This window comes from Streptomyces sp. NPDC088762 (assembly GCF_044750905.1).
GTDB lineage: Bacteria > Actinomycetota > Actinomycetes > Streptomycetales > Streptomycetaceae > Streptomyces.
This window is the reverse complement of record NZ_JBIVKT010000001.1, coordinates 874,295-892,219: the sequence shown is the minus strand read 5'-3', so window position 1 is coordinate 892,219 and position 17,925 is coordinate 874,295. Positions and strand designations below refer to the sequence as shown.

Below are 17,925 nucleotides of genomic sequence, written 5' to 3'. Positions count from 1 at the left end.
CGGACACCCTCCTCCCGTTTAAGGTGAAGATCACCCGATACGGCCGGCGGACCTGTAAAGTAAAAGAAGCGTCAAATGTGACGTGCTCACGTGTTCAGGGTGCGCCGGGAAGTCTGGTCGGCAACAGCGTTTGTCGTGCCGTCGACCACCCGGAGGTCCCCACCGTGGCCACGCCCAGCCCCAGCTCCAGCCGCAAGCTGCTCGGCCGGCTCTCGCTGCCAGAGCGCCGCTTCGTCGCCGATGCCCTGCGCGCCGAGACCGTCGGTGGCGTCCTGCTGCTCGTGGCCGCGGTCGCCGCGCTGATCTGGGCCAACACGCCCGCCCTGACCCACAGCTACACCGCGGTCCGGGACTTCCACATCGGCCCCGGCTCCCTGGGCCTGGACCTGTCGATCCAGCACTGGGCCGCCGACGGCCTCCTCGCGATCTTCTTCTTCGTCGCCGGCATCGAGCTCAAGCGCGAGCTGGTCGCGGGTGACCTGCGCGAACCCAAGGCGGCCGCCCTCCCGGTCATCGCCGCGCTCTGCGGCATGGCCGTCCCGGCCCTGGTCTACGCCCTGGTCACCACGCTCGGCAACGGCTCGATGGACGGCTGGGCGGTCCCGACGGCGACCGACATCGCCTTCGCGCTCGCGGTCCTGGCGGTCATCGGCACCTCGCTGCCGTCCGCCCTGCGCGCCTTCCTGCTGACCCTCGCCGTCGTCGACGACCTCTTCGCCATCCTGATCATCGCGGTGTTCTTCACCCACGAGATCGACTTCCTGGCGCTCGGCGGCGCGGTCGTGGGCCTGGTCCTCTTCTGGTTCCTGCTCCGCAGGAACGTCCGCGGCTGGTACGTCTACGTCCCGCTCGCCCTGGTCGTCTGGGGCCTGATGTACAACAGCGGCGTCCACGCCACCATCGCCGGCGTCGCCATGGGCCTGATGCTCCGCTGCACCCGCAAGGACGGCGAGCACCACTCCCCCGGCGAGCACATCGAGCACGTGATCCGGCCCGTCTCCGCCGGTCTCGCCGTTCCGCTCTTCGCCCTGTTCTCCGCCGGGGTCTCCCTCTCCGACGAGGCGATCGGGCAGGTCTTCACCCGGCCGGAGACCCTCGGGGTCGTGCTCGGTCTGGTCGTCGGCAAGACCGTGGGCATCTTCGGCGGCACCTGGCTGGCCGCGCGCTTCACCAGGGCCGAACTCAACGAGGACCTTGCCTGGCCCGACGTCTTCGCCGTGGCCTCGCTCGCCGGCATCGGCTTCACCGTCTCCCTGCTGATCGGCGAACTCGCCTTCGCCGGCGACGCGGTCCTCACCGACGAGGTCAAAGCCGCCGTCCTGAGCGGCTCGCTCATCGCCGCGGTCCTCGCCTGTGTGCTGCTCAAGCTCCGCGACCGCAGGTACAGGGCGCTCACCGAAGCCGAGGAGCGCGACGAGGACCTGGACGGCATCCCGGACATCTACGAGGAGCACAACCCCGAGTACCACCTGCGGATGGCGAGGATCTACGAGAACAAGGCCGCGGAGCACCGCCGCAAGGCCGAAGCCGCGGCCGCCGGCCCGGCCGAAGCGCCGCCCGGGTCCCGCACAGAGGGCAACCGTCCGGCATGATCTGACTGACGACGGAGGACAGCCGCCGGCAGCAGACGACAGAGGGAGAGAGCGATGAGCGCAGGGGACGAAGGAGTGCAGGGAGCCGAGCGCACACTCGGCCAGCTGGTCGCCTCGGCCACCGCCGAGATGTCCGCCCTGGTGCACGACGAGATCGCCCTCGCCAAGGTGGAGATCAAGCAGGACGTCAAGCGCGCGGGCATCGGCAGCGGCGCCGCCGTCGTCGCGGGCGTACTGGTGCTCTTCTCCCTCCCCGTACTGAGTTTCGCCGCCGCCTACGGGATCCATAACCTCGGGCTCGGCCTCGCCTGGTCCTTCCTCATCGTCGGCGGTGCGTTCTGGCTGCTCGCGGGCCTGATCGGGCTGCTCGCCATGGTCAAGTTCAAGAAGGTCAAGCCGCCGGTGAAGACCATCGAGTCGGTCAAGCAGACCGCTGCGCTCGTCGGAACCGTCAAGCCGCACGCGCGGCCGTTGAGTGACAAGGCCCTGGGTGTGGCACGCTCGTCCTCATGACAGCCCCCTCGCCGGACGCCGGCACTCCGCCCACCGCTGCCACGGCGGTACGGCTCGACGTGCCCGGGAGGTCGGTGACGCACCGGGACGTCGCCGCCAACGGAGCCCGCTTCCACGTCGCCGAACTCGGTGACGGGCCGCTGGTGCTGCTGCTGCACGGCTTCCCGCAGTTCTGGTGGACCTGGCGGCACCAGCTGACCGCGCTCGCCGACGCCGGCTACCGGGCCGTCGCCATGGACCTGCGCGGCGTGGGCGGCAGCGACCGCACCCCGCGGGGCTACGACCCCGCCAATCTCGCGCTCGACATCACCGGGGTCGTACGGTCCCTCGGCGAGCCCGACGCCGCCCTCGTGGGACACGACCTGGGCGGCTACCTCGCCTGGACCGCGGCCGTGATGCGGCCCAAGCTGGTGCGCCGTCTCGTCGTCTCCTCCATGCCGCATCCGCGCCGCTGGCGCTCGGCGATGCTGTCCGACTTCGGGCAGACCCGGGCCAGTTCGCACATCTGGGGCTTCCAGCGGCCGTTCGTCCCCGAGCGGCAGCTCGTCGCCGACGACGGGGCACTCGTAGGGCAGCTGATCCGGGACTGGTCGGGACCGCTGCTTCCCGACGACGCCGATCTCACCGTGTACCAGCGGGCGATGTGCATTCCGTCCACCGCGCACTGCTCGATCGAGCCGTACCGCTGGATGATGCGGTCGATGGCACGGCCCGACGGGCTCCAGTTCAACCGGCGGATGAAGCGGCCGGTGCGGGTGCCGACGCTGCACCTGCACGGCTCGCTGGACCCGGTGATGCGGACGCGCAGTGCGGCCGGTTCCGGGGAGTACGTCGAAGCCCCGTACCGGTGGCGGCTGTTCGACGGTCTCGGGCATTTCCCTCACGAGGAGGACCCGGTCGCCTTCTCGACCGAGTTGGTGAACTGGCTGAAAGACCCCGAGCCGGACCGCTGATGCGCCCCCGACGGGCGATGTGACAATCATTCAATTGCCCGGCGCATAGGCCAATTGGCCGCCGCATACGGGGTTACCGACCTTGGGGTGCGGGCACAGCTCGGAGTATGGGCTGGACGCACGACTACGGTGACACCGCACACGAACGCCGCTCGGCAGCTACGCCGGGCACCCACGAGAGGGCCGGCCGGCACGGCCACGACCTCAGACTCGGGATTCCGCGCATCCTGCGCCGCCGGGCACGCTGGGTCTCGGCACGCCTGCGGCATCCTCGGACGTAGAGACCGCGCGGACGCCGCGGCGGCGCATCGGCGGCACGACGCCCCGGCGCCCCGGCCTCAGAGGGCGCAGCCCTGGCTGTCGACCCGCTGCACGGCGCTCTTGCCGATCCGGATGTCGTCCCGGATCTCGTCCACCGTCAGCGCGTAGCCGGTGTTGGGGTCGTCGAGCGACTTCGCGAAGACGACCCCGTACACCTTGCCGTCGGGAGTCAGGAGCGGGCCGCCGGAGTTGCCCTGGCGGACCGTCGCGAAGAGCGAGTAGACGTCCCGTCGCACGGTGCCGCGGTGGTAGATGTCCGGACCGTTGGCGTTGATCCGGCCGCGGACGCGCGCGGAGCGGACGTCGTACGCGCCGTTCTCGGGGAAGCCCGCGACGATCGCGTCGCTGCCGGTCGCCGCGTCCCGGTCAGAGAACTCCAGCGCCGGGGCCTTCAGCTTGGGCACGTCCAGGACGGCGATGTCGCGCCCCCAGTCGTAGAGCACGACCTTGCCGTCGTACAGCTTGCCCTCACCGCCGATCTGTACGGTCGGCTCGCCGACCCCGCCGACGACGTGCGCGTTGGTCATGACCTTGCCGGGCGCGAAGACGAAGCCGGTGCCTTCCAGCACCTTGCTGCAGCCGGGGGCGGTGCCGACGACCTTCACGATCGAGCGCTTGGCCTGCCCGGCGACGGGGCTGGTGGCGAGGTCCGGGTCCGGCGCCTGCACCTCGGGGATGGGCTCGTTCGAGAACGGGGTGAACACCTGCGGGAAGCCGTTGCGCGCCAAGGTGGAGCTGAAGTCCGAGAACCAGGTGTTCGCCTGGGCGGGCAGCACCCGCGACACGCCGAGGAGCACCTTGGAGTTGCGGACCTCCTTGCCCAGCGTCGGCAGCGAGGTCCCCGCCAGTGCAGAACCGATCAGCCACGCCACCAGCAGCAGGGCCACCACGTTGACCAGGGCCCCGCCGCTCGCGTCGAGCGCGCGCGCCGGCGACCAGGTGATCTGGCGGCGGAGCCTGTTGCCCAGGTGGGTGGTCAGGGCCTGGCCGATCGAGGCGCAGATGATGATCACGACGACGGCGATGACGACGACGGTGGTGGACACCTGGGTGCCGTTGTCCGTCACCCGGTCCCAGATCAGCGGGAGCAGGGACACGGCGACGAGGCCACCGCCGAGGAATCCGATCACCGACAGGATGCCGACGACGAACCCCTGGCGGTAACCGACGATCGCGAACCACACGGCAGCGAGCAGCAACAGGATGTCCAGCACGTTCACATGGGTCACCGTCTCACGCGCGCCAGTCGAGCGGGACGTGCCGCGAGCGGTCCCACGGCCGCTCCCACCCCGCGAAATGCAGCAGCCGGTCGATCACCCCGGCCGTGAAACCCCAGACCAGAGCCGATTCGACGGTGAAACCGGGGCCCAGGTGGCCGCTCGGGTGGACGACCGTGACCCGGTGCTCGGGATCCGTGAGATCCGCCACGGGAACCGTGAACACGCGGGCCGTCTCGGCCGGGTCCACGACGCCCACCGGGCTCGGGTCGCGCCACCAGCCCAGAACCGGGGTCACGACGAACTCGCTGACCGGGATGTAGAGCCGGGGCAGGACCCCGAAGAGCTGGACACCGGCCGGATCGAGCCCGGTCTCCTCCTCGGCCTCGCGCAGGGCGGCGCGCAGCGGGCCGGTGGTGTGCGGATCGCCGTCCTCCGGGTCGAGGGCGCCGCCGGGGAACGAGGGCTGGCCGGGGTGGGAGCGCAGGGTCCCGGCGCGCTCCATGAGCAGCAGCTCGGGACCGCCCGGGCCCTCGCCGAAGAGAATGAGCACGGCGGACTGGCGGCCCCGGCCGTCCGCGGGCGGCAGGAATCGGCTGAGCTGGGGCGGCTCGATGGTCCGTACGACCCGCTCGACCGGCTCCAGCCAGTCGGGCAGGCCCTCGGCGGACACCGAGATGTCGGCGCCCCCGCGCGCTGCCGCTGCCGCCGTCCCTGCGGTCTCGTCCCGTGTACCGCGCGTCATAGGCACCCCTGTCCGTGATCTCCCGTACCGCCAACGCGGTCCGGGTACCGATTCGTTCCTACGGCTGCGCGCCGCTGCGCCTCACCCCTCGGCGGGGCCGGCCGGGCCCGCCGGCGGGGCGGGCAGGCCCGGGTAGTCCGGGGGCGGGTTCAGGCGCTGGCCCGGCAGGCCGCCCTTCTCGTACTTGAGCAGCTTCTTCGCCTTCTCCGGATCCGTCTCGCCCTCCCCGTACGCCGGGCAGAGCGGGGCGATCGGGCAGGCCCCGCAGGCCGGCCTGCGGGCGTGGCAGATCCGGCGGCCGTGGAAGACGACGCGGTGCGACAGCATCGTCCACTCGCTCTTCGGGAAGATCGCGCAGATCTCCGCCTCGACCTTCTCCGGATCTTGCTGCTCCGTCCACTTCCAGCGGCGGACCAGCCGGCCGAAGTGGGTGTCGACGGTGATCCCGGGGACCCCGAACGCATTGCCGAGGACCACGTTCGCCGTCTTGCGGCCGACTCCGGGCAGGGTCACCAGGTCCTCCAGCCGGCCCGGCACCTCCCCGCCGAAGTTGTCCCTCAGGGCCTGCGAGAGGCCGAGGAGGGCCTTCGACTTCGCCCGGAAGAACCCGGTCGGCCGGATGAGCTCCTCCAGATGTTCGGGAGCGGCGGCGGCCATGTCCTCGGGGGTCGGGTAGGCGGCGAAGAGGGCCGGCGTCGTCTGATTCACCCGCAGGTCCGTGGTCTGCGCGGACAGCACCGTTGCCACGAGCAGCTCGAACGGATTGCGGAAGTCGAGCTCCGGATGGGCGTACGGGTAGACCTCGGCCAGCTCGCGGTTGATGCGGCGGGCCCTGCGCACCATGGACAGGCGGGATTCGGGCTTGGTCACCTTCGGTTTCTTGGCCGAACCTTTGCCCTCGGGGGCGGGTGGGGCCTGCGAAGATGCCTTCTCGAGGGCTTGTTCGCCCACGGCTGAATTTTTGGGCGCCGTCACTCGTGCGGACCCCTTGGCCTGTGCTCTCACCGGCTTATTGGACACCCGGCCAGCCTAAGGCCGACCGCTGACACCCGCCCGGACCTCAGGTAACACCACCCCGATTGGTCTCACACCGCACAGCACACGCCTCCGTCCGGCATCCTTGGTAGTGATTGATCGCACTGTTTGAGCCGTCCGGCAAAATGGGAGACCGGTCCCCTGAGCTGGTCGACATAGGAGAGAGACTCGTGGACGACGTTCTGCGGCGCGCCCCGCTCTTCGCGGCGCTCGATGACGAGCAGGCCGCGGAGCTCCGCGCCTCCATGGGCGAGGTGACCCTCGCACGCGGCGACGCCCTGTTCCACGAGGGCGACCCCGGCGACCGGCTGTATGTCGTGACCGAGGGCAAGGTGAAGCTGCACCGCACCTCCCCCGACGGCCGCGAGAACATGCTGGCCGTCCTCGGCCCCGGCGAGCTGATCGGCGAGCTGTCGCTCTTCGACCCGGGCCCGCGCACCGCCACCGCCACCGCGCTGACCGAGGTCAAGCTGCTCGGCCTCGGGCACGGCGACCTCCAGCCGTGGCTGAACGCCCGGCCCGAGGTCGCGACCGCGCTGCTGCGCGCCGTCGCCCGGCGCCTGCGCAAGACCAACGACCAGATGTCCGACCTGGTCTTCTCCGACGTCCCCGGCCGTGTGGCGCGGGCGCTCCTCGACCTGTCGCGCCGGTTCGGCGTGCAGTCGGAGGAGGGCATCCACGTGGTCCACGACCTCACGCAGGAGGAGCTGGCGCAGCTCGTCGGCGCCTCCCGCGAGACCGTGAACAAGGCCCTGGCCGACTTCGCGGGCCGCGGCTGGCTCCGTCTGGAGGCGCGTGCCGTGATCCTGCTGGACGTGGAGCGGCTCGCCAAGCGGTCGCGCTGACGCCCGGTCGTCGCCGGTTGACTCGAGGGGTCCTGCCCACCTGGGCGGGGCCCCTTCGGCGTGTTCGGGCGCGGCACCGCTGTCCGGGGCTGGATCCGCCGGGCGAAAGCCTGGAGCACGCGGCGTTTGGCCTGCCGCCGCCGACCACGGGACGGGCACAGTGGAGGCATGGAGCACAGAGGGCTGGACGCGGACGGGTACATCGAGCGCGAAGGGGCCCTCGGGCGGATCCAGGCCGAGTTCAGGCCGGTCGTTGCCGCCGCCCGGGAGCGGGTCGCCGAGGCGTACGGGCGACGGCTGCACAGCGCCTACCTGTACGGGTCCCTGCCGCGCGGAACGGCCCGGCCCGGGCGGTCCGACCTCGACCTGCTCCTCGCGCTGCACCACGAGCCCTCGGACGAGGACCGGGACGCCGCCGAGGTGCTGTCCCGCGGGCTCGACGAGGACTTCCACCAGATCGACGGCGCCGGGATCCTGCTCTACGGCAAGGACAGCCTGCTGAGCGAGCGGGAACGATACGACCTGGGCTGGTTCCTCGCCTGCCTGTGCACCCCGCTGCTCGGCGCCGACCTGGCGGAGCACCTGCCCCGCTACCGGCCGGACGGCCTGCTCGCCCGCGAGACCAACGGCGACCTCGCCGACGTACTGCCGGGATGGCGGGCGAAGGTCCGGGCCGCCTCGGCACCGGAGGAGTACCGCAGGCTGAGCCGGGCCTTCGCGCGACGCCTGGTCCGCACCGGGTTCACCCTGGTCATGCCCCGGTGGGGCGGCTGGACCAGCGACCTGGCGGAGTCCGCGGAGATCTTCGGCGCGTACTACCCGCAGCGGGCGGCCCAGATGCGCGCCGCGGCCGCGGTGGCCCTCGACCCGGTCGCCGACCCGGCCGTCCTGCGGACCTACATCGAGGACCTGGGGCCGTGGCTCGCGGACGAGTACACGGCTCGGCACGGACCGAAGGCACCGCGGTCCTGACACCCGGCCGGCGCGGCCCACGCGGCCGGCGCGCTCATTCGGGTCCGCCCGGAATCAGCCCGTGCTCCTGCAGGTACTCCAGCTGCGCCCGTACGGACCACTCCGCCGCCGGCCACAGCGAGCGGTCCACGTCCGCGTATACCCGGGCGACGACCGCCTCGGGGGTGGTGAAGCCGTCCTCGACCGCCGTCTCCACCTGGGCGAGCCGGTGCGCGCGGTGCGCCAGGTAGTACTCGACGGCCCCCTGGGCGTCCTCGAGGACCGGCCCGTGGCCCGGCAGGACGGTGTGCACCCCGTCGTCGACGGTGAGCGAGCGCAGCCGGCGCAGGGAGTCCAGGTAGTCGCCCAGGCGGCCGTCGGGGTGCGCGACGACGGTGGTGCCGCGGCCGAGGATCGTGTCGCCGGTCAGGACGGCCCGGTCGGCGGGCAGGTGGAAGCAGAGCGAATCGCCGGTGTGGCCGGGGGTCGGGACCACGCGCAGCTCCAGCCCGCCGGTCCGGATCACGTCCCCGGCGGCCAGGCCCTCGTCGCCGAGTCGCAGGGCCGGGTCCAGGGCCCGGACCTTGGTACCGGTGAGCTCGGCGAACCAGCCGGCGCCCTCGGCGTGGTCGGGGTGGCCGTGGGTGAGCAGGGTCAGCGCGATCCGCTTGCCGGCCCGCTCGGCGGCGGCGATGACCGCGCGCAGGTGTCCCTCGTCCAGCGGGCCGGGGTCGATGACGACGGCCAGGTCGGAGTCCGGTTCGGCCACCAGCCAGGTGTTGGTGCCGTCCAGCGTCATCGCGGAGGCGTTGGGGGCCAGGACGTTGACGGCGCGCGCGGTCGCGGGCCCGGAGACGACGACTCCGCGGGGCTGTCCGGGCAGGGCGACGGCGTCGGTCATGCGGGGCCTCCGAGGCGCACTCGCTTGGTGAACTCATCGTGTCCCGGCCAGCTCAGCACCACCACCCCGTCCTCCAGCACGGCCTGGGCCAGCACCGGGGTGAGGTCCTGCCCGCCGGCCGCCGCGAGCGCGTCCGCGGCGCTCCCGTACGGCTCCAGGGAGCGCAGAGTGGAGATCGTGGGCGGCATCATCAGCAGCTCGCCCTTGTCGTAGCCGTCGGCCGCGTCCGCGGGGCGGATCCAGACGGTCCGGTCGGCCTCGGTGGAGGCGTTGCGGGTGCGCTGGCCCTCGGGGAGGGCGGCGACGAAGAACCAGGTGTCGTACCGGCGCGGCTCGAACTCGGGGGTGATCCAGCGGGCCCACGCCCCCAGCAGATCGGAACGCAGCCGCAGGCCACGGCGGTCGAGGAACTCGGCGAAGGACAGCTCCCGGGCCACCAGGGACTGCCGGTCGGCTTCCCACGTGTCGCCGGTGGTGTCGCCGACGACGGTGTCCCCGGTCTCCCCGGCGAGCAGCACCCCCGACTCCTCGAAGGTCTCCCGTACCGCTCCGCACACGATGGCCTGGGCGGCGGCGGCATCGGTGCCGAGGCGCGCGGCCCAGTCCTGCCGGGAGGGCCCGGCCCAGCCGACCTGGTGTTCCGCGTCACGGGGGTCGACCCCGCCACCCGGATAGGCGTACGCGCCTCCGGCGAAGGCCATCGAGGCCCGGCGGCGGAGCATGTGGACGGCGGGCCCGGCGGGGGTGTCGCGCAGCAGCATCACGGTGGCGGCGCGTCTGGGGGCGACCGGGGTGAGCGAGCCGTCCGCGAGCGCGCGGATGCGGTCGGGCCACTCCGGCGGGTACCACTGGCCTCCGGCGGGGGGCTGCTGCTGACCGTGCTGACCATTCGGCATGGCCGGATGCTACGGCCATCCGGCCCGATGTTCGAGGGCCCCCCGGTGCGCAGGTGCGGCGCCGCTGCCGGGGCCCGCGCCCCCGACCGGCGTGCGGACCGTACGCCGACGGCCCCCCGAGCCGGGGCTCGGGGGGCCGTCGGAGTGCGGGGGCGTCAGTCGGAGGTGACTTCCACCTGGATCTCGACCTCGACCGGGGCGTCCAGCGGGAGGACCGCCACACCGACGGCGCTGCGGGCGTGGACGCCCTTGTCACCGAGGACGGCGCCCAGGAGCTCGCTCGCGCCGTTCAGCACGCCCGGCTGGCCCGTGAAGTCCGGGGCCGAGGCGACGAAGCCGACGACCTTCACGACACGCGCGATCTTGTCGAGGTCGCCGATGACCGACTTCACGGCGGCCAGGGCGTTCAGCGCGCAGGTGGCGGCCAGCTCCTTGGCCTGCTCCGCCGAGACCTCCGCGCCGACCTTGCCGGTGACCGGCAGGCTGCCCTTGACCATCGGGAGCTGGCCCGCGGTGAAGACGTAGGAGCCCGAGCGCACCGCCGGCTGGTAGGCCGCCAGCGGCGGGACGACCTCGGGCAGGGTCAGGCCGAGCTCGGCCAGCTTCGCCTCGACGACGCCGCTCATGCCTTCTCCCGCTTCAGGTAGGCCACGAGCTGCTCGGGGTTGTTCGGCCCGGGCACGACCTGGACGAGCTCCCAGCCGTCCTCGCCCCAGGTGTCCAGGATCTGCTTCGTGGCGTGCACCAGCAGCGGGACCGTCGCGTATTCGAACTTCTTGGTCATGGGAGCGAGGGTAGTGCCTGCCGTCCGGAGCGAAGGAATTAGGCTCGGACGCTGTGAGCAGGCTCCAGGTGGTCAGCGGCAAGGGCGGCACCGGCAAGACCACGGTCGCCGCAGCACTCGCGCTTGCCCTCGCGCGCGAGGGCAGACGGACTCTTCTCGTGGAGGTCGAGGGCAGGCAGGGGCTCGCGCAGCTCTTCGGCGCCGAGGCGCTCCCGTACGAGGAGCGGAAGATCGCGGTCGCGCCCGGCGGCAGCGGTGAGGTCTTCGCGCTCGCCATCGACGCCGAGCGGGCGTTGCTGGACTACCTCCAGATGTTCTACAAACTCGGCTCGGCCGGCCGCGCCCTCAAGAAGCTCGGCGCCATCGACTTCGCGACGACCATCGCCCCCGGGCTGCGCGACGTGCTGCTGACCGGCAAGGCCTGTGAGGCGGTGCGGCGCAAGGACAAGGCCGGCCGGTACGTCTACGACCACGTGATCATGGACGCGCCGCCGACCGGGCGGATCACCCGGTTCCTGAACGTCAACGACGAGGTCGCGGGCCTGGCCCGGTTCGGGCCGATCCACAACCAGGCCCAGGCCGTCATGAAGGTGCTCAAGTCCCCCGAGACGGCCGTCCACCTGGTCACCCTCCTGGAGGAGATGCCGGTCCAGGAGACCGCGGACGGCATTGCCGAGCTCCGGGAGGCCGGGCTGCCCGTGGGCCGGGTCGTCGTCAACATGGTGCGGCCGCACCACCTGGACGAGGACACCCTGCGCACGGCGGCCGAGGACCACCGCGCCGGGGTGGCCAAGGCGCTGTCCCGGGCGGGCCTCGGCGGAGCGCGCCGGGGAGGGCTGGCCGAGCGGCTCGTGGACCCGCTGCTCAGGCAGGCCGCGGAGCACGCGGGCCGGGTGGAGCTGGAGCGCGCGCAGCGCACCGTACTGGCCGGGCTGGACGTGCCGACGTACGAACTTCCCCTGCTCGGCGCGGGGATGGACCTGGGCGGGCTCTACCGGCTGGCCAAGGAGCTGCGGAAGCAGTCGGTGGCCGAATGAAGGAGGGGGTGGACACCGTGGGAACGGACGCGGACACCGTGGGACTGGACACTCCGCCGGGACTGGCCGTCGACCGGCTGCTGGACGATCCGCAGACCCGGATCATCGTGTGCTGCGGCGCGGGCGGGGTCGGCAAGACCACCACGGCCGCCGCGCTCGGCGTACGGGCGGCCGGGCGGGGGCGGAAGGCGGTCGTGCTCACCATCGACCCGGCGCGGCGGCTCGCGCAGTCGATGGGGATCGACTCGCTGGACAACACCCCGCGCAGGGTGGCGGGCGTGGGGGCGGACGGCGGCGAACTGCACGCCATGATGCTGGACATGAAGCGGACCTTCGACGAGATCGTCGAGGCGCACGCGGACGCCGAGCGGGCGCGGGCCATCCTCGCGAACCCCTTCTACCAGTCCCTGTCGGCCGGTTTCGCGGGCACGCAGGAGTACATGGCGATGGAGAAGCTGGGGCAGCTGCGGGCCCGGGACGACTGGGACCTGATCGTCGTGGACACCCCTCCGAGCCGGTCGGCGCTGGACTTCCTGGACGCGCCGAAGCGCCTGGGGTCCTTCCTGGACGGGAAGTTCATCCGGGTGCTGATGGCGCCGGCGAAGGTGGGCGGCCGGGCGGGGATGAAGTTCCTCAATGTCGGCATGTCGATGATGACCGGCACGCTGAGCAAGCTGATGGGCGCCTCGCTGCTGAAGGACGTACAGACCTTCGTGGCGGCGATGGACACGATGTTCGGCGGGTTCCGCACGCGCGCGGACGCCACCTTCCGGCTGCTCCAGGCGCCCGGTACGGCCTTCCTCGTGGTCGCGGCGCCCGAGGCGGACGCGCTGCGCGAGGCGGCGTACTTCGTGGAGCGGCTGGCCGCGGAGAGCATGCCGCTGGCCGGTCTGGTGCTGAACCGGGTGCACGGCAGCGGCGCCGACCAGCTGTCCGCCGAACGGGCGTTGGCCGCCGCAGAGAATCTTGAAGAGGGCGGCATTGTCGATCAGGAGTCCGGGAAAGCTGGACTTCGTGACGCCGACAGCGACACCGACGACACCACCGAGGTCGACGCGATCACGGCGGGACTGCTGCGCCTGCACGCCGAGCGCATGCAGGTGATCGCGCGCGAAAAACGCACGCGCGACCGCTTCACCTCGCTGCACCCCGAAGTGGCGGTGGCCGAAGTGGCCGCCCTGCCCGGCGATGTGCACGACCTCGCCGGGCTGCGGGCCATCGGAGAGCGACTCGCGGCCGGGGTTCCGGCCGGAGCGTAGGCGTTCGTACGAGCGTGGCGCCCGGGTGATCTACCCGGCTGCCGCGTACGTCTCGTACGGAACGTCGATCTCCGCATCGTCATCCATGGTCAGGATGCCCGTACTGCGCTCGTACTCCGTGCGGGCGGTTTCGAGCAGCCGTCGCCACGAGGTGACGGTGGGACGCCGGCGCAGCAGCGCACGTCGTTCCCGCTCGGTCATTCCGCCCCACACTCCGAACTCGACACGGTTGTCGAGCGCGTCGGCCAGGCACTCGGTCCGCACCGGACATCCGGTACACACCGCCTTGGCCCTGTTCTGTGCCGCTCCTTGAACGAACAGTTCATCCGGATCGGTAGTGCGGCAGGCTGCCTGCGCACTCCAGTCGGTAACCCAGCCCATCCCGGCGCCGTCCTCTCCCGAATCGAGGCTCCCCCACGGCGGTAGCGGCATATTCACCGCTGCCAGTTGAGGACGTTACGGAAGGCGAGCACAGTGCAACACCCCCGACGGGCCCAATCTTGAATGGTCCGAACGGACTATGGGTAAGCGGCAGATCACCCGACGGAGTGATGGGGCGACATGCCCGACCATTCCGGCGATTCGGGTGGAATCGGCGGGGCATCGTCAACGCAGCAGGCGGGATTCGGACATGAGTCCACCCCATTCGGGAAGGGTGAAAATCAAGCCGAGGGGTTGATGTCGCACCGCGCTGCTGTGACAGTTGGGGACAGCTTAGGCCAAGGCATTCGCGCGTGTCCGGTGAATGAGAACGTAGGCTGCCCTCCATGGCAAAGAAGCGCTCGGGCGGCGGGCTCACGGGGAGCCAGCAGGCCGCCAAGTTCCTCGGGGTGTCCGTTCTCTCCGGAGTTGTGCTGGCCGGCATGGCGATTCCGGCGGCAGGCGCCCTGGGGCTGGCGGCCAAGGGCACGGTCGAGGGATTCGATGAGATCCCGGCCAATCTCAAGACACCGCCCCTGAGCCAGCGGACCACGATTCTGGACTCCGAAGGTGGCTTGATCGCCACTGTCTATTCGCGTGACCGGCAGGTGGTCCCCCTCACGGCGATCTCCCCGTACATGCAGAAGGCGATCGTCGCCATCGAGGACTCGCGTTTCTACGAGCACGGCGCGGTCGACCTCAAGGGCATCCTGCGCGCGGTCAACCGCAACGCACAGGAAGGCGGCGCGGCCCAGGGCGCCTCCACCCTCACCCAGCAGTACGTGAAGAACGTATTCGTCGAAGAGGCCGGCGACGACGAGACCAAGGTGCGCGAGGCCCAGGAGAAGAGCCTGGGGCGCAAGATCCGCGAACTGAAGTACGCGATCCAGGTCGAGGAAGAGCTCGGAAAGAAGAAGATCCTCGAGAACTACCTGAACATCACGTACTTCGGGCAGCAGGCCTACGGAATCGAATCCGCGGCCCAGCGCTACTTCAGCAAGCCGGCCAAGGACCTGACCCTGGAGGAGTCCGCGCTGCTGGCGGGCGTCGTCCAGTCGCCGAGCCGGTTCGACCCCGTGAACGACGCGACCGAGGCGATGAAGCGCCGCAACGTCGTCCTCCAGCGGATGGCCGACATCAAGGACGTGTCGCAGGCGGAGGCGGACGCGGCGAAGGCGAAGCCCGTCACCCTGAAGGTGACCCGGCCCAAGAACGGCTGCATCACCGCCGTCAAGGGCGCCGGGTTCTTCTGCGACTACGTGCGCAACTCCTTCCTGACCGACGCGGTCTTCGGCAAGACGCGCGAGGAGCGGGCGAAGGTCTGGAACCAGGGCGGCCTGACGGTCCGTACGACCCTGGACCCGCAGTCCCAGGACGCGGCCAACGAGTCGATCAAGGACCACGTCTACCAGGAGGACTCGATCGCGACGGCTGTGACCATGGTCCAGCCGGGCACCGGCCGGGTGCTGGCGATGGGGCAGTCCAAGCCGTACGGCTTCGGGAAGAACGAGACGCAGATCAACTACTCCGTGGACAAGCGGATGGGCGGCTCGAACTTCGGCTTCCAGGTCGGCTCGACCTTCAAGCCGTTCATCGCGGCGGCCGCGCTGGAGCGGGGCACGCCGCCGACGCAGGTGTACCTGTCGCCGAACAAGATGGACTACCCGACGCCGATCCAGAGGTGCGACGGCTCGCAGTGGCTGAACCTGCCCATAAACGGCAAGCTGCAGACCGCCAAGAACGAGACCGAGGACGAGATCGGTCCGTACGCGCTGCGGACGGCGATGGAGAAGTCCATCAACACCTACTTCGTCGAGATGATCGGCGAGATCGGGCTCTGCCCGGTGACGGAGATGACGCAGAAGCTGGGCGTGGTCCCGGCCGACGGGTCCAAGCTGCCCGAGGCGCCCTCGATCGCGCTCGGCTCGGCCGAACTCTCCCCGCTGACCATGGCCAACGCCTACGCGACCTTCGCCAACCGGGGCGTCTACTGCACGCCGGTCGCCATCGAGTCGATCACCGACGCGCACGGCAAGGCCCTCGCGGTGCCGAAGTCCAAGTGCGACCGGGCCATGTCGCAGGACACGGCCGACACCATCAACACCCTGCTGCGCGGAGTGGTCGACTCCGGTACCGGTGAGCGGGCCGGCCTGACCGACCGCGACAGCGCGGGCAAGACCGGTACGACCGACAACCGCTACAACGCCTGGTTCGTGGGCTACACCCCGAACATCTCCGGCGCGGTGTGGGTCGGCTCGGGCGGCGCCAAGAAGATCTCGATGGAGGACATCGTGATCGGCGGCAAGCCCTACGACAAGGTCTTCGGTGGCGGCCTGCCCGGCCCGATCTGGAAGGACGCGGTCACCGGCGCCCTGTCCGGGCGCGAGTCCCCGAACTTCGTCACGATCACCATCCCGGAACCCCTGGTCCCGGGCGGCGGCAACAACGGCGGGCGGCCGGCCACGAACCCGGTCAAGCCCCCGAAGCCCGGCAAGCCGGGCGGGGACAACAAGCCCGGCGGACGCCCCGGCGGCACGACGGCGGCCGGAACCACCGGCGGGACGACGGGCGGCCCCACACCGGACAACCCGTTCCCCGGGATCACCCTCGACCCGGGCGTGATCGGCGGCCGCGAGGAGCGGTAGGACACAGCGCACGTCAAGGGGCCCCGGCCGATCCGGCCGGGGCCCCTTGACGTGCGGCGTTGCCCAGGACTAGGAGAGCTGCTTCTTCACGGCGGCGGCGACGCGCCCGCCCTCCGCCAGCCCGGCGACCTTCGGGTTCACGATCTTCATGACGGCGCCCATGGCCCGCGGCCCCTCGGCACCCGCCGCCTTCGCCTCCTCCACGGCCTGCGCCACGATCGCGCCGAGCTCGTCGTCGGAAAGCTGCTTCGGCAGGTACGTGTCGAGGAACTCGCCCTCGGCGGTCTCGCGCGCGGCCTGCTCGGCACGGCCGCCCTGGGCGAAGGCCTCCGCGGCCTCGCGGCGCTTCTTCGCCTCCTTGGCGATCACCTTGAGGACTTCCTCGTCGGAGAGCACGCGTGCCTCCTTGCCCGCGACCTCCTCCTTGGTGATGGCGGAGAGGGTCAGTCGCAGCGTGGACGACTGCAGCTCGTCGCGCGCCTTGATGGCGGTCGTGAGGTCTTCCTGGAGCTTGGCCTTGAGCGTGGTCATGGACCCGAGTCTGCCAGGTGCGGGGCCGGTGGCGCCCGTTGGTTTTGCGGGTCTGAGACGATGGGGCCATGCGTGCGCGTTACGGAGTACCCCTGAAAGCGGCTGCCGGCATCGCTGCGGTGGGGGCCGCGGGTGTGGCCTATGCCGCCGGTTTCGAAGCGCGGTCCTTCCGCCTGCGGCGGGTGACCGTCCCCGTCCTGCCCCAGGGGATGCGGCCGCTGCGCATACTCCAGGTGTCGGACATCCACATGGTCAGCGGGCAGCGCAAGAAACGCGCATGGCTCCAGTCACTCGCCGGCCTGCGCCCCGATTTCGTCGTGAACACCGGCGACAACCTCTCCGACACCGAGGGCATCCCCGAGGTGCTCGACGCGCTGGGGCCGCTGATGTCCTTCCCGGGCGCGTACGTCTTCGGGTCGAACGACTACTACGGGCCGAGGCTGCGCAACCCCGGGCGCTACCTGATCGAGAAGGTGCAGGGCCGGCACGGGCTGAACGGGAACAAGCCGGTCGTCGGCGCCGTCCACAACCCGTGGGAGGACATGCGGGACGCCTTCGACGCGGCGGGCTGGCTGAACCTCACCAACACCCGGGCACGGATGAAGCTGGACGGCCTGGAGCTCGCCTTCACCGGGCTGGACGACCCGCACATCAAGCGGGACCGCTACGAGCGGGTGGCGGGCGGCCCGGACCCGGACGCGGACTTCTCGATCGCCGTCGTGCACGCCCCGTACCTGCGCACGCTCGAGGCCTTCACGGCGGACGGCTACCCGCTGATCCTCGCCGGGCACACGCACGGCGGGCAGCTGTGCATCCCCTTCTACGGGGCGCTCGTGACCAACTGCGACCTGGACACCAAGCGGGTGAAGGGCCTGTCCACGCACGAGGCGGGCGGCCACCGCGCGTTCCTCCACGTCTCGGCGGGCTGCGGCACCAACCGGTTCACCCCGGTCCGCTTCGCGTGTCCGCCGGAGGCGACGCTCCTGACGCTGACCCCGAAGGCGTGAGGCCGGGCTGCGCACCGGCCGGCGGCCGCCCCCGCGAAAACCGGATTTCGTCTCCGGCCGCAGGTCCGCTAAAGTAATCGATGTCGCCAGGACAGCAAGTGCTGCAAGGCGGCGATCGGGGTGTAGCGCAGCTTGGCAGCGCGCTTCGTTCGGGACGAAGAGGTCGTGGGTTCAAATCCCGCCACCCCGACTTCGTAAAACCAGGTCAAGGGCCTGATCCGCATGCGGATCAGGCCCTTCCTGCGTTGTCGTGACCGCTTGGGAGATCAAGGT

At 71.1% G+C, this 17,925-nt stretch carries 18 protein-coding genes and 1 tRNA gene; 10 read left to right on the top strand and 9 right to left on the bottom strand.

The annotated features are described in order from the left end of the window. Positions 1-164 precede the first annotated feature (164 nt). Genes nhaA through ACIP5M_RS04120 form a run of 3 tightly spaced genes read left to right on the top strand, consistent with a single transcriptional unit; the run spans position 165 to position 3,058 of the window. Positions 165-1,592 (top strand): Na+/H+ antiporter NhaA, encoded by a 1,428-nt coding sequence (nhaA, locus tag ACIP5M_RS04130; RefSeq protein WP_401191534.1) that lies wholly within the window; start codon positions 165-167, stop codon positions 1,590-1,592. A gap of 54 nt (positions 1,593-1,646) precedes the next feature. Beyond that, complete coding sequence (locus ACIP5M_RS04125) at positions 1,647-2,105, top strand: phage holin family protein (protein ID WP_401191531.1); 459 nt, start codon at positions 1,647-1,649, stop codon at positions 2,103-2,105. Next, positions 2,102-3,058 carry an alpha/beta fold hydrolase gene (locus ACIP5M_RS04120; protein WP_401191528.1) on the top strand — a complete coding sequence of 319 codons (957 nt, stop codon included), beginning with the start codon at positions 2,102-2,104 and terminating at the stop codon, positions 3,056-3,058. The genes ACIP5M_RS04125 and ACIP5M_RS04120 overlap by 4 nt, the downstream gene beginning before the upstream one ends. Before the next feature lie 338 nt (positions 3,059-3,396). On the opposite strand, the gene ACIP5M_RS04115 is transcribed toward ACIP5M_RS04120, so the two are convergent. The 3 genes from ACIP5M_RS04115 to nth all read right to left on the bottom strand — a co-directional run bounded on the left by ACIP5M_RS04115 (position 3,397) and on the right by nth (position 6,292). Beyond that, on the bottom strand, positions 3,397-4,599 hold the full coding sequence (locus ACIP5M_RS04115) for a MarP family serine protease (protein ID WP_401191525.1): 1,203 nt from the start codon (positions 4,597-4,599) through the stop codon (positions 3,397-3,399). A 13-nt stretch (positions 4,600-4,612) separates the two neighbouring features. Continuing rightward, the gene (locus ACIP5M_RS04110; RefSeq protein ID WP_401191522.1) at positions 4,613-5,341 is read right to left on the bottom strand and encodes an NUDIX hydrolase; all 729 of its coding nucleotides are present in this window, start codon (positions 5,339-5,341) and stop codon (positions 4,613-4,615) included. Positions 5,342-5,422: 81 nt separating this feature from the next. Further along, positions 5,423-6,292 (bottom strand): endonuclease III, encoded by an 870-nt coding sequence (gene nth / locus ACIP5M_RS04105; protein ID WP_401191520.1) that lies wholly within the window; start codon positions 6,290-6,292, stop codon positions 5,423-5,425. A gap of 254 nt (positions 6,293-6,546) precedes the next feature. Here nth and ACIP5M_RS04100 point away from each other — a divergent pair, with 254 nt between their 5' ends. Together ACIP5M_RS04100 and ACIP5M_RS04095 are read left to right on the top strand one after the other, a co-directional pair. Next, positions 6,547-7,221: a Crp/Fnr family transcriptional regulator gene (locus ACIP5M_RS04100; protein ID WP_003981529.1), complete on the top strand. Its 675-nt coding sequence runs from the start codon at positions 6,547-6,549 to the stop codon at positions 7,219-7,221. 168 nt (positions 7,222-7,389) lie between these two features. Continuing rightward, on the top strand, positions 7,390-8,193 hold the full coding sequence (locus ACIP5M_RS04095) for a nucleotidyltransferase domain-containing protein (RefSeq protein ID WP_401191516.1): 804 nt from the start codon (positions 7,390-7,392) through the stop codon (positions 8,191-8,193). Positions 8,194-8,227: 34 nt separating this feature from the next. Here the strand turns inward: ACIP5M_RS04095 and ACIP5M_RS04090 are convergent, their stop codons facing one another. From ACIP5M_RS04090 to ACIP5M_RS04075, 4 genes are all read right to left on the bottom strand, one after another. Beyond that, complete coding sequence (locus ACIP5M_RS04090; RefSeq protein WP_401191513.1) at positions 8,228-9,073, bottom strand: MBL fold metallo-hydrolase; 846 nt, start codon at positions 9,071-9,073, stop codon at positions 8,228-8,230. Then, complete coding sequence (locus ACIP5M_RS04085) at positions 9,070-9,969, bottom strand: NUDIX hydrolase (protein WP_401191510.1); 900 nt, start codon at positions 9,967-9,969, stop codon at positions 9,070-9,072. The genes ACIP5M_RS04090 and ACIP5M_RS04085 overlap by 4 nt, the downstream gene beginning before the upstream one ends. A gap of 155 nt (positions 9,970-10,124) precedes the next feature. Continuing rightward, the gene (locus tag ACIP5M_RS04080) at positions 10,125-10,595 is read right to left on the bottom strand and encodes a RidA family protein (RefSeq protein ID WP_401191507.1); all 471 of its coding nucleotides are present in this window, start codon (positions 10,593-10,595) and stop codon (positions 10,125-10,127) included. Then, on the bottom strand, positions 10,592-10,753 hold the full coding sequence (locus ACIP5M_RS04075; RefSeq protein WP_007264966.1) for a DUF4177 domain-containing protein: 162 nt from the start codon (positions 10,751-10,753) through the stop codon (positions 10,592-10,594). The genes ACIP5M_RS04080 and ACIP5M_RS04075 overlap by 4 nt, the downstream gene beginning before the upstream one ends. A gap of 53 nt (positions 10,754-10,806) precedes the next feature. Here ACIP5M_RS04075 and ACIP5M_RS04070 point away from each other — a divergent pair, with 53 nt between their 5' ends. Together ACIP5M_RS04070 and ACIP5M_RS04065 are read left to right on the top strand one after the other, a co-directional pair. Next, positions 10,807-11,790, top strand: coding sequence for an ArsA family ATPase (locus tag ACIP5M_RS04070; protein ID WP_401191503.1), 984 nt, complete (start codon positions 10,807-10,809; stop codon positions 11,788-11,790). Next, entirely contained in the window at positions 11,787-13,049 is a 1,263-nt protein-coding gene (locus tag ACIP5M_RS04065) for an ArsA family ATPase (RefSeq protein WP_401191500.1), read from the top strand. Before ACIP5M_RS04070 ends, ACIP5M_RS04065 begins: the two co-directional genes overlap by 4 nt. A 30-nt stretch (positions 13,050-13,079) precedes the next feature. On the opposite strand, the gene ACIP5M_RS04060 is transcribed toward ACIP5M_RS04065, so the two are convergent. Further along, positions 13,080-13,430, bottom strand: a complete 351-nt coding sequence (locus tag ACIP5M_RS04060; protein WP_382637509.1) for a WhiB family transcriptional regulator — start codon at positions 13,428-13,430, stop codon at positions 13,080-13,082. 386 nt (positions 13,431-13,816) lie between these two features. Here ACIP5M_RS04060 and ACIP5M_RS04055 point away from each other — a divergent pair, with 386 nt between their 5' ends. Continuing rightward, complete coding sequence (locus ACIP5M_RS04055; RefSeq protein ID WP_401191498.1) at positions 13,817-16,114, top strand: transglycosylase domain-containing protein; 2,298 nt, start codon at positions 13,817-13,819, stop codon at positions 16,112-16,114. Positions 16,115-16,183: 69 nt separating this feature from the next. Here the strand turns inward: ACIP5M_RS04055 and ACIP5M_RS04050 are convergent, their stop codons facing one another. After that, positions 16,184-16,645 (bottom strand): GatB/YqeY domain-containing protein, encoded by a 462-nt coding sequence (locus tag ACIP5M_RS04050; RefSeq protein WP_401191495.1) that lies wholly within the window; start codon positions 16,643-16,645, stop codon positions 16,184-16,186. 68 nt (positions 16,646-16,713) lie between these two features. Here ACIP5M_RS04050 and ACIP5M_RS04045 point away from each other — a divergent pair, with 68 nt between their 5' ends. Together ACIP5M_RS04045 and ACIP5M_RS04040 are read left to right on the top strand one after the other, a co-directional pair. Beyond that, positions 16,714-17,652, top strand: coding sequence for a metallophosphoesterase (locus ACIP5M_RS04045; protein ID WP_401191494.1), 939 nt, complete (start codon positions 16,714-16,716; stop codon positions 17,650-17,652). Between the two features lie 116 nt (positions 17,653-17,768). After that, positions 17,769-17,842 (top strand) — tRNA-Pro (locus ACIP5M_RS04040). The last annotated feature ends 83 nt before the right edge of the window (positions 17,843-17,925 follow it).

Excerpts from the sequence above, each read along its gene's own strand:
- ACIP5M_RS04125 (WP_401191531.1), top strand. The coding sequence starts at position 1,647 with ATGAGCGCAGGGGACGAAGGAGTGCAGGGAGCCGAGCGCACACTCGGC.
- ACIP5M_RS04120 (WP_401191528.1), top strand. The coding sequence starts at position 2,102 with ATGACAGCCCCCTCGCCGGACGCCGGCACTCCGCCCACCGCTGCCACG.
- ACIP5M_RS04110 (WP_401191522.1), bottom strand. The coding sequence starts at position 5,341 with ATGACGCGCGGTACACGGGACGAGACCGCAGGGACGGCGGCAGCGGCA.
- ACIP5M_RS04095 (WP_401191516.1), top strand. The coding sequence starts at position 7,390 with ATGGAGCACAGAGGGCTGGACGCGGACGGGTACATCGAGCGCGAAGGG.
- ACIP5M_RS04090 (WP_401191513.1), bottom strand. The coding sequence starts at position 9,073 with ATGACCGACGCCGTCGCCCTGCCCGGACAGCCCCGCGGAGTCGTCGTC.
- ACIP5M_RS04085 (WP_401191510.1), bottom strand. The coding sequence starts at position 9,969 with ATGCCGAATGGTCAGCACGGTCAGCAGCAGCCCCCCGCCGGAGGCCAG.
- ACIP5M_RS04080 (WP_401191507.1), bottom strand. The coding sequence starts at position 10,595 with ATGAGCGGCGTCGTCGAGGCGAAGCTGGCCGAGCTCGGCCTGACCCTG.
- ACIP5M_RS04075 (WP_007264966.1), bottom strand. The coding sequence starts at position 10,753 with ATGACCAAGAAGTTCGAATACGCGACGGTCCCGCTGCTGGTGCACGCC.
- ACIP5M_RS04065 (WP_401191500.1), top strand. The coding sequence starts at position 11,787 with ATGAAGGAGGGGGTGGACACCGTGGGAACGGACGCGGACACCGTGGGA.
- ACIP5M_RS04060 (WP_382637509.1), bottom strand. The coding sequence starts at position 13,430 with ATGGGCTGGGTTACCGACTGGAGTGCGCAGGCAGCCTGCCGCACTACC.
- ACIP5M_RS04055 (WP_401191498.1), top strand. The coding sequence starts at position 13,817 with ATGGCAAAGAAGCGCTCGGGCGGCGGGCTCACGGGGAGCCAGCAGGCC.
- ACIP5M_RS04050 (WP_401191495.1), bottom strand. The coding sequence starts at position 16,645 with ATGACCACGCTCAAGGCCAAGCTCCAGGAAGACCTCACGACCGCCATC.
- ACIP5M_RS04045 (WP_401191494.1), top strand. The coding sequence starts at position 16,714 with ATGCGTGCGCGTTACGGAGTACCCCTGAAAGCGGCTGCCGGCATCGCT.